Here is an 8,619-nt window from a genome sequence, read left to right on the forward strand (position 1 = left end):
ATAATCATCGAAGAATTCAAAAGGGTTTGGGTTTTAAGACACCAAATCAAATGGCCGAAGACTTTTATAAGTTGGCTGCCTAGAATCTCCCAAGGGAAAGTCTCCTGATAATTCAGCGTATATCAGTTTTATTCGCAACAGCATGGCCGCTAGCAGCTATAATTTCAGCTGCAACTTTCTCAGCCGCATCAAGATTAATATCTGAAACAACAACTTTTGCCCCTTGTTGAGCAAGAAGCAGCGCTGTACTTCGCCCAATACCCGAACCTGCACCTGTAACTAAAGCCACTTTATTATTAAAACGTGTTGACATCATAAACCTCTCTTTTTTATAAAATGAGCATGTGAGCCATACTCGTGCTTGAAACGTTTTAGACCCTATTTCTGCACTTGAATTGCAAATTGAACTACATGACATTTTCCGTTATGTAACTTGCCTTCATGACGTTCTTGTTCTCCCACATAAAAATGATAAAGATGATCATTTTTAAATACTGAAAGAAACGACATTGGATCGTACAAATAGTTAATATCTTTCGGACCACCGGTTTGATAATCAATCTGCTCTTTAGAATAAAGCTCTCCAATAAACCATTGTTTGTCAATGCTTGACGTATCCCAGTGAGAACATTGAATTGAGTATTTTCATCAAAATGCCCATACACACACATCACATTTTGATAACACTCTCTTGGCCATTCGACATCATTGAGATCAATATTTCTAAGTGTGAATTCAAAACCAGCTTGCTGGGCTTTTGTAGATAAGTGTTGCATAGCAACTTTTGAGTAATCCCATATTTCTGCTGAAAATGAATCATTTTGCTGTTTCGCTTTATTAGCCAAATACAGGATATTCCTCCCCTCACCCTCTGCTATAGCAAGAGTTTTTCCCACAATTGGAATCTGATCTGCTATCTGTTGAATAAAATGATTGGGCGAAATGCCATACAGATCCTGTGTTTGCGAATAAAGATTATCCCAATGCTGATTCATATCTTTTCCCAATGATTGAAAAAATTAAGCTGTGAATTCTTTAAATGCTTCCAATGCATTAGCGGCATACATCAATGAAGGACCGCCCCCCATATAAACTGCAACACCAAGCACTTCCTCTAATTCTTGCAATGTCATTCCCATTTTGACTAGGGTTCTGACATGAAAACCGATACATCCATCACATCGTGCTGCAACACCAATCGCTAAGGCAATCAGTTCTTTTGTTTTAGGATCAATAACACCATCTCGCATTGCAACTTGTGACAATTGATTAAAACTTTTCATTAAATCAGGAGAATCCTGCGCTAATGTCTTTAAACTGCCTGAAATATTTTGAGTTAATTCTTTGTACTTCATGATTTTCTCACTTGAATGTCCATAAACTTAAGTTAGACTTAAAATAGAAATCTAGTTATTTCTCTACTGGATAACCCTGCTCTAGCCATGCTTGGAATCCACCCTGAACAGATTTCACCTGAGTAAATCCCATATTCTGTAAAGTATCTGTAGCCAGAGCTGATCGGCCACCCGTCCCACAAATCAAATAAATCGGCTGATCTTTAAGATATTCTAGTGCTTGCAAGGTATCGCAATGATGGCTCGCCACAGGATGCTGGTGAATTCTCATTTCTAAAACACCACGAGGATAATTCACGGCTCGGTCTATCGCTGCCGCCTGAAATTCATCCGGTTCCCGAACATCAATCAGAATGGTTTTATGGTTTTTCATGGCTTTAAGTAAGCCGTCTACCGTCACTTCTTGAATTCGGTTTTTTGCCATTGAAATTAATTGTTCTGCTGTTTTCATTACTCTTTACCTCTTCCGATCTTTAGAAATCTGGTCTCTGATTAAATATTCATGTCTTTAAAATGCAGTTTTTAAATTTGGCTCTAATCTCTTGCTTGTATTAAGTTATGATGACTGTAGAAATTAAATAAAATGCTACGCTTATGACAGTTATGGCAAAAACCTTTTGGATTTGACTATTCTTAACTAAAGGCATCAAACTTCGACCAATCAACATCCCAGCCATGCAAGCTAAAACGAAAGTCAGCGTGACCGAAACGGGGTATTGAAAACCATCTAAAATATGAGCTGAAATGCTGACACCACCTATCAGGAAAATAATCATCAACGAGGTCGCAACAATACTGCGCATATCAAGATCAGTTACTTTACTCAGTACTGGAACAATCACGAATCCCCCACCTACCCCAAGCAAACCAGTCAATAAACCTGCCACGACACCAATGGCACCGAGAGACAATGCAGTTTTCATGTTCCAAATCAGACGACCAGTTGTTTGGTTAACTTTACACAGCACACCTGTATGGTCATTCACTTTTTTAAAAAAAATCCGGTAAGCAACCACGAGCATGACTAAACTGAATGCTAAGGTAAGCCATACAGGAGAAATTATTCCTCCCAGATGCACACCATAACGTGCTGAAGGAATGCTAATCAGTGCAATCCAAAGCGCAGCCCGATAGCGTACTATCTTCTTAAATAAGCCTTCAAATGTTCCAACCAAGGCAGATAAAGTGACTGCAAGCAAGCCAACAGGTGCAGCTTGTGCGACCGTCCATCCTTGACTTGCCATCAGTGCGGGTACGGCCAGAATGCCACCACCAGCACCGGTTAACCCAAGCAAACCACCGATGGCCAGTCCTTCAAGTATTAGCATCCACATCGCTACTGCCCCCCCCTCTATTACCAAACCAATTAAACAAAACTTGTTGTTTAATCTTAAAATTTGCCTATTTGAAGTAATTCAGTGGAAGTTTTAAATAAGAAACACCATTCTCTTCGGGTTCAGGGAATTGTCCTGCTTTCATATTGATCTGTATCGAAGGTAAAATCAGTTTGGGCATACTTAAACCCGCATCGCGCTTATTACGCATTTCAACAAAATCATCTTTGGTCGTGCCGTCGTGAATATGGATATTCTGATTTTTTTGAGTCTGAATATCCGTTTCACACATATAGGTATCGCGCTTTTCTGGCAAATAATCATGGCAGAGAAATACACGTGTTTTCTCAGGCAGTTGATACAAACTTTGTATTGAATCAAAAAGGATTGATGCGCTTCCCTTCGGGAAATCACAGCGCGCTGTTCCATAATCTGGCATGAATAAGGTATCACCCACAAACACGGCATCACCCATGACATAACTCAGGCAAGCAGGCGTATGTCCCGGTGTTGGAATGTTATAGGCTTTCAATGTTCCGATTTGGAACGACTCATGATCTTCAAATAAATAATCAAAGAGCTGCTGGGCATTCCATTGTTTAATATCCAGATGATAAATCGCACCAAAGGTTTCCTGTACAATGCCAATTTTCTGGCTCATAGCAATCTTGCCACCTAACTCAGCTTTGAGATATTGTGCAGCAGTCAGATGATCAGCATGTACATGGGTTTCGAGAATCCACTCAACCGTTAAACCCTGCTCTTTAATATAGGCAATAATTTTATCGGCATGAATAGTGGATGTACTTGCTGATGCCGGATCATAATCCAGAACGCTATCAATAATGGCGCAGGCTTTGGTCGCCGGATCACGTACAACATAACTGAAGGTATTGGTATCTTCGTGAAAAAAATCTTTTACTATAGGTAAGTTTGACATCGTTAAGCTCCTGACCATTTACGGTGAATCCATACACCCAGCAGCATTGCTACAATAAAATAGAGCACTTGATAGTGGCCCAAACCGATCAAGGTGAAACTTGGTGCCGGACAGATGCCGGCAATACCCCAACCTGCACCAAATAAAACCGCACCCGTCATCAATTTCTTGTCTATCTGATTATTTATGGGTAAATCAATAGATTCATTGAAGACCGTTTTTGGTTGTGCTGCACGTACTGCTTTCTGGAAAGGAATAAAGGCCACCGCAATCGCGCCCATCATCACAAAGGCCAGGCTGGCATCCCAATTACCAAACAGATCCAGAAAGTCGAGTACTTTTTCCGGATTAGACATGCCTGATACCATCAGCCCCACAGAGAACAGTGCACCAAATAAAAAGGCAAACACATTTTTCATTTTAGAATGCTCCTGTGATATGACGGATAGTATAAACGGTGACAAAACCTGTAAACATAAAAGTCATGGTCGCGATTATAGAACGCTTAGACAGGCGACTGATGCCACAAATTCCATGACCACTAGTACAACCCGAACCCAGACGTGTCCCAAAACCCACCAGTAGACCTGCCACAATCATCATCAGTGGGCTGGCATTCAATTCGATTTCAGGTTGTACAAATAGACCATAAATAAACGGTGTGAGAATCAAGCCTGATAAAAACCAGATTGCAGGTGTTTTAAACATGGATTTTGAGTTTAATACTTGCCCAATCAAACCACTGATTCCTGCAATACGGCCATTGACGTAAAGATAGCCAACCACGGAAAGCCCGAGCATTAAGCCGCCAATAAATGCGATGAGGAAGTCATGCATGATGAATCAATCTCTATACAATATATTTTTTTATATTATATAATAAAAAATATTAATCAAGCAGTTTTATGGTAAATTATGTAAACTGCACGGGCTACATCAAAAGTTGTGAGGACATTTATGGATATGATTGCTGAAAATGCCAAAATTGATTTTTCTCAAGTCGATTTCGTCAGCCAATGCCTGAAAGTTTTGGCCAATCCTGATCGCCTGAAAATCTTATGTGTCCTGGTGGATGGGGAAATGAATGTTCAGGAAATTGAAGAATCCACTGACATTCATCAACCTACACTTTCACAACAACTGACTGTCCTACGTAAGGCTGACATGGTCAGCACACGACGTGAGGGTAAACAGATTTTCTATCGTCTGAGTGATCCCAAGGTCTTAAGTTTGATGCAAAAGCTGTACGAGCTGTATTGTGCGAATTAATCCGCTTAGTACAGCCAAAAAGAAATGATCAGAAGCAGTAAACCTTTGTTTTTTTTAATACTCTTAATATTGAAAAATCTTGTACTCATTTTTTCTCTAGATTAGATTTAGTGAACTAAATCTGAAAAATATTTTATTCAAATTACACAGGGTTATAATTTATCGATTTACAAGTTTGTTCTTATATCGTGCTAGAATTTTGATGTCTACTCAATGTTTCGAACTGCTTTTACCAGAAGAGTGATCTACATTCCGGCTTATTCCATCTCGTGTTTGGAATCACTCTGAATTCTCCCATCCACCAAATTAATGGTTCGATCACAGGTCGCCGATAATCTAGGATCATGAGTCACCAATAAGACTGCACAGTCATGTTCGCGATGTACTTTACGAAATAATTCAAACATTTCCGCAGCAGTTTGAGTATCCAGATTACCTGTCGGTTCATCGGCCAACAATAGTGCAGGCTGAGTAATCAGTGAACGTGCAATCGCTACGCGTTGCTGCTGCCCTCCAGAAAGCTCATTGGGTTTACGGTCAGCGAACTTATCTAACCCTACAGCGGCCAATAATTCATGGGCATATTGCAACGCAGATTGATCTGGCTTACCTTGCTTCAGCATTAATGGCATGAGTACATTATGTAAGGCAGTAAAAGCCTGTATAAGATGATGGAACTGAAACACAAAACCTATACTATTGCCTCGTAATGCTGTCCGAGCCGTATCATCCATACGGCTTGTAGCCTGCCCCAACAAGTACAACTCACCACGACTAGGCTGATCTAATAAGCCGAGAATATTCAGTAAAGTACTTTTGCCTGAACCAGAAGGACCAATTAATGCAGCAAAGTCATTCCGTTGAATACACAGGTCAATTCCATGTAATACCTCCACTTCATTAGGCTGCCCAACATTGTAAGACTTTCGCAATGCTTCTAAACGCAGTACTTCCTGAGATGGATCAAACATGACGAATTGCCTCCACAGGATCAAGTGCAGCAGCCCGACGGGATGGTATTGCAGCAGCCAAAATACCTGTCACTGTCGCCAAGAATAATGCCGACAAGATAAGCTTGATTGAAATCGAAATATAAAACAAGCCGGGACCAAACTGATTAAATCCCCAGATCAAACCATAACTGACTACACTACCAAGCATCGAACCAAGCAGACCAAAAATTGCTCCCTGAAACAAGAAAACTCTTAAAATTTGTGCTTGTGTCGCCCCCGTCGCACGTAAAATACCGATTTCCCGAGTCCGTTGCACCACACTCACCGACATCACACTGGCAATGCCAAAAGCGACTGAAATCCCCACAAAAACAATAATCATGTTTGTAGAAAGACTTTGAGCGGTAATCGCATTCATTAATTGAGCATTGGTTTCAATCCAGCTTTCTGCTTTTAAGCCAGTTAGGCGTCCAACTTGTGAGGCAACTTGATCCGCCTGAAAAATATCTTGGATCGTCAGATCAATCACGGTGACCCCACCCGGCAAATTAAGTAAAGATTGCGCCTGTTTCAAATCCAGATAGACATAGCGCGCATCCAATTCACGCACACCCAATTCAAATATTCCAGAGATGTTCACAACTGCATTTTTCTGTTGCCCGGTATCTAATCTTAATTTGCTCCCAACTTGCACACCCAAATCTTTGGCTAATTGACGCCCAATTAATACATTATCCGCACTGACCTGTAATTCACCACTCACCATATATTGCTTCAACGGAATAATCTGTTGATAACGTTCAAGGTTGATACCAACCAATGCAATAGATTGAATCGCATCTCCGCGCTGTACAAATGCAGGACCTGAGACCACAGGAGAAACCGCAGTCAACACCGGTAAATGATCTAAAGTCCCAGTAATCTGCTGCCAATTATTAATAGAACGTAAGCGTTGTGCACGCTTATCTTCTTGTAACAACTGAAGTGTTCCTGCTGCTGGTGGCACAATACGATTCACCTCATCTGGTGAGAGCAAACGAATATGCGCCTGTGTCCCTAAAGTTCTTTCTACAATATTCGATTGTAAACCCTGAATTAAGGCGCTAATGAACACAATGACGGCTACCCCCACCGCGACGCCAATGGTAATCATCATCGACTGTGTGCGACCCTCTCGCAAAAAACTGATTGCGATGGTCCACTCGGTCCAAAGTCGCCTAAAAAAGTTTTTCAATCGAATTTCACCGGTAATTCATTTTTGCTATTTTTCTGATCCGTTTGACTCTGGAAAACAGGTTTAGTTTTCTCTATTCGGACACGAGTTCCATCTTTAAGCACTGATTCTGCATCGGTAAGGACGTGATCACCTTCTTTCAATCCAGCTACAACTTCAGACATAACCAAACCACGTAAACCCAGTGTGATAGGATGACGTTGAATTTTTCTATCTCTTACTAAAATGACCATAGCCTTGTTGCCACTTATACTGCTTAAAGCATCATTTGGAATGACCAAGGTTCGCTCGCGCTTGTTGGTTTCAACATTTACCGATACCGTCATGTCTTGACGCAGAAAACCTGGGACTGGATCAACTGTTAATCGGACGTCTACTGTGCCACGTTGAGCATCAATACTTGGAGCAATAAAATTAATATGGGCAGGAAAAGATTGATTTGGATAGGCATCTGCAATCACTGCGGCTTTTTGTTGTAAAGCCAACAGTGGTAAATTTCGTTCATCAAATGGCACTCGTATTTCAGTCGCACCATCCAGTGCAATAGTGAAGAGAGTCTGACTCGGTTGTACCAGATCCCCTGGCTCAACATTACGCGTTAAAATAATACCCGAAACTTCTGCACGAATTTTGGTCTTGGCAAGTTGCGCTTGAAGTGCAGCGAGTCGTTCGCGTAATTTTGTCTCTTCAACTTTATTTGGGGCAAGTGAAGCAACTTTTAATCGAGCTGATTCCAAATTATTACGGGCGAGTTTTTCTGCCTCTATCGATTTCTCCCTTTCCTCTGCTGATAATATTCCTAATTCGGTATTTCGTCTGCGTACCGCCTCTCTTTGAGCCTGTTCTAATTTCACTTTGGCATTCGCTAAATCGAATTCTGCTTGCGGACGTCTAGTGGTTGCGAGTTCCTTTAATTCAGCTTCTGCCTGCCGCACCTGCGCTGAAATTTCATCAGGTTTCAGTACTAAAAGAACATCCCCTCGAGAGACCCGATCTCCCTCTTGAACCAAGCGCTCAAGAACAACCCCTGTAATTTCACTACCAATCTGAGTCCGAGATACTTTCTCTACCCGTCCTGAAGCAACAACTGTCTGAATCAATGGACTAGATACGACTTCATAACTAGGTAACAATGGTCCTTGCCACCAGCGATATATAGCAAAACTGACGAGCAAAACCAGTAGTATGATCATGATCCAAGGCTTATAACGGGTAACAAGCAATTCCATTCTCCAAGCCAGATTTAAGAAAAGTTTTTGAATTGAATAATTAATGTCTAGTTAAATATATATGAAAATTTAGTTACAACACACCAAATTAAAAAAGCACACCATTTTTATTAAATTATTTTCTCTTACTGTTCTTTGTACACGACAAAAAAGATAACTTATTGAAATAATGGCATAGTACTTGTTTTCTGACGACGAATATGATGACACATTTCAATGAGTTACATCTCATCTTAAACAAATATCTAAAGTGGAACAAGTCACATGCAAAATGTTTTACACTGATTATGCTTGCATTAATTGTA

12 protein-coding genes are annotated in these 8,619 nt (G+C 40.7%); 1 reads left to right on the top strand and 11 read right to left on the bottom strand.

From position 1 onward, the window contains the following. Window positions 1–112: 112 nt before the first annotated feature. The 8 genes from FTU83_RS16100 to FTU83_RS16135 all read right to left on the bottom strand — a co-directional run bounded on the left by FTU83_RS16100 (window position 113) and on the right by FTU83_RS16135 (window position 4,466). Window positions 113–316, bottom strand: coding sequence for an SDR family NAD(P)-dependent oxidoreductase (locus FTU83_RS16100; RefSeq protein ID WP_257222662.1), 204 nt, complete (start codon window positions 314–316; stop codon window positions 113–115). A gap of 91 nt (window positions 317–407) precedes the next feature. Then, complete coding sequence (locus FTU83_RS16105; protein WP_257222661.1) at window positions 408–995, bottom strand: methyltransferase domain-containing protein; 588 nt, start codon at window positions 993–995, stop codon at window positions 408–410. Window positions 996–1,019: 24 nt separating this feature from the next. Next, entirely contained in the window at window positions 1,020–1,355 is a 336-nt protein-coding gene (locus FTU83_RS16110; RefSeq protein WP_004988488.1) for a carboxymuconolactone decarboxylase family protein, read from the bottom strand. A 55-nt stretch (window positions 1,356–1,410) separates the two neighbouring features. Beyond that, entirely contained in the window at window positions 1,411–1,806 is a 396-nt protein-coding gene (locus FTU83_RS16115) for a rhodanese-like domain-containing protein (RefSeq protein WP_180107295.1), read from the bottom strand. Between the two features lie 100 nt (window positions 1,807–1,906). Further along, window positions 1,907–2,689 (bottom strand): sulfite exporter TauE/SafE family protein, encoded by a 783-nt coding sequence (locus tag FTU83_RS16120; protein ID WP_117008074.1) that lies wholly within the window; start codon window positions 2,687–2,689, stop codon window positions 1,907–1,909. Between the two features lie 67 nt (window positions 2,690–2,756). Next, complete coding sequence (locus FTU83_RS16125) at window positions 2,757–3,629, bottom strand: MBL fold metallo-hydrolase (protein ID WP_004988496.1); 873 nt, start codon at window positions 3,627–3,629, stop codon at window positions 2,757–2,759. A gap of 2 nt (window positions 3,630–3,631) precedes the next feature. Continuing rightward, window positions 3,632–4,048, bottom strand: coding sequence for a DUF6691 family protein (locus tag FTU83_RS16130; RefSeq protein ID WP_004988498.1), 417 nt, complete (start codon window positions 4,046–4,048; stop codon window positions 3,632–3,634). Between the two features lies 1 nt (window position 4,049). Beyond that, a complete protein-coding gene (locus FTU83_RS16135) occupies window positions 4,050–4,466 on the bottom strand; it encodes a YeeE/YedE family protein (protein ID WP_004988500.1) in 417 nt (138 codons plus the stop codon). 120 nt (window positions 4,467–4,586) lie between these two features. On the opposite strand from FTU83_RS16135, the gene FTU83_RS16140 reads away from it, so the two are divergent. Then, window positions 4,587–4,898, top strand: coding sequence for a metalloregulator ArsR/SmtB family transcription factor (locus FTU83_RS16140; protein ID WP_004984482.1), 312 nt, complete (start codon window positions 4,587–4,589; stop codon window positions 4,896–4,898). Window positions 4,899–5,155: 257 nt separating this feature from the next. Here FTU83_RS16140 and FTU83_RS16145 read toward each other — a convergent pair whose 3' ends face one another. The 3 genes from FTU83_RS16145 to FTU83_RS16155 are packed head-to-tail and all read right to left on the bottom strand — an operon-like array spanning window position 5,156 to window position 8,308. Then, window positions 5,156–5,869 (bottom strand): ABC transporter ATP-binding protein, encoded by a 714-nt coding sequence (locus FTU83_RS16145; RefSeq protein WP_004988501.1) that lies wholly within the window; start codon window positions 5,867–5,869, stop codon window positions 5,156–5,158. Further along, a complete protein-coding gene (locus tag FTU83_RS16150) occupies window positions 5,862–7,085 on the bottom strand; it encodes an ABC transporter permease (protein WP_106986402.1) in 1,224 nt (407 codons plus the stop codon). The genes FTU83_RS16145 and FTU83_RS16150 overlap by 8 nt, the downstream gene beginning before the upstream one ends. Next, a complete protein-coding gene (locus tag FTU83_RS16155; RefSeq protein WP_130116373.1) occupies window positions 7,082–8,308 on the bottom strand; it encodes an efflux RND transporter periplasmic adaptor subunit in 1,227 nt (408 codons plus the stop codon). Before FTU83_RS16155 ends, FTU83_RS16150 begins: the two co-directional genes overlap by 4 nt. Between the last annotated feature and the right edge of the window lie 311 nt (window positions 8,309–8,619).

The sequence above is a fragment of the Acinetobacter sp. YH12152 genome, assembly GCF_013418285.1.
Lineage (GTDB): Bacteria > Pseudomonadota > Gammaproteobacteria > Pseudomonadales > Moraxellaceae > Acinetobacter > Acinetobacter amyesii.

What these genes read in the sequence shown, in the direction of transcription:
- FTU83_RS16110 (WP_004988488.1), bottom strand. Translation starts at nt 1,355, where the DNA reads ATGAAGTACAAAGAATTAACTCAAAATATTTCAGGCAGTTTAAAGACA.
- FTU83_RS16140 (WP_004984482.1), top strand. Translation starts at nt 4,587, where the DNA reads ATGGATATGATTGCTGAAAATGCCAAAATTGATTTTTCTCAAGTCGAT.
- FTU83_RS16145 (WP_004988501.1), bottom strand. Translation starts at nt 5,869, where the DNA reads ATGTTTGATCCATCTCAGGAAGTACTGCGTTTAGAAGCATTGCGAAAG.
- FTU83_RS16135 (WP_004988500.1), bottom strand. Translation starts at nt 4,466, where the DNA reads ATGCATGACTTCCTCATCGCATTTATTGGCGGCTTAATGCTCGGGCTT.
- FTU83_RS16100 (WP_257222662.1), bottom strand. Translation starts at nt 316, where the DNA reads ATGATGTCAACACGTTTTAATAATAAAGTGGCTTTAGTTACAGGTGCA.
- FTU83_RS16120 (WP_117008074.1), bottom strand. Translation starts at nt 2,689, where the DNA reads ATGTGGATGCTAATACTTGAAGGACTGGCCATCGGTGGTTTGCTTGGG.
- FTU83_RS16105 (WP_257222661.1), bottom strand. Translation starts at nt 995, where the DNA reads ATGAATCAGCATTGGGATAATCTTTATTCGCAAACACAGGATCTGTAT.
- FTU83_RS16115 (WP_180107295.1), bottom strand. Translation starts at nt 1,806, where the DNA reads ATGAAAACAGCAGAACAATTAATTTCAATGGCAAAAAACCGAATTCAA.
- FTU83_RS16125 (WP_004988496.1), bottom strand. Translation starts at nt 3,629, where the DNA reads ATGTCAAACTTACCTATAGTAAAAGATTTTTTTCACGAAGATACCAAT.
- FTU83_RS16130 (WP_004988498.1), bottom strand. Translation starts at nt 4,048, where the DNA reads ATGAAAAATGTGTTTGCCTTTTTATTTGGTGCACTGTTCTCTGTGGGG.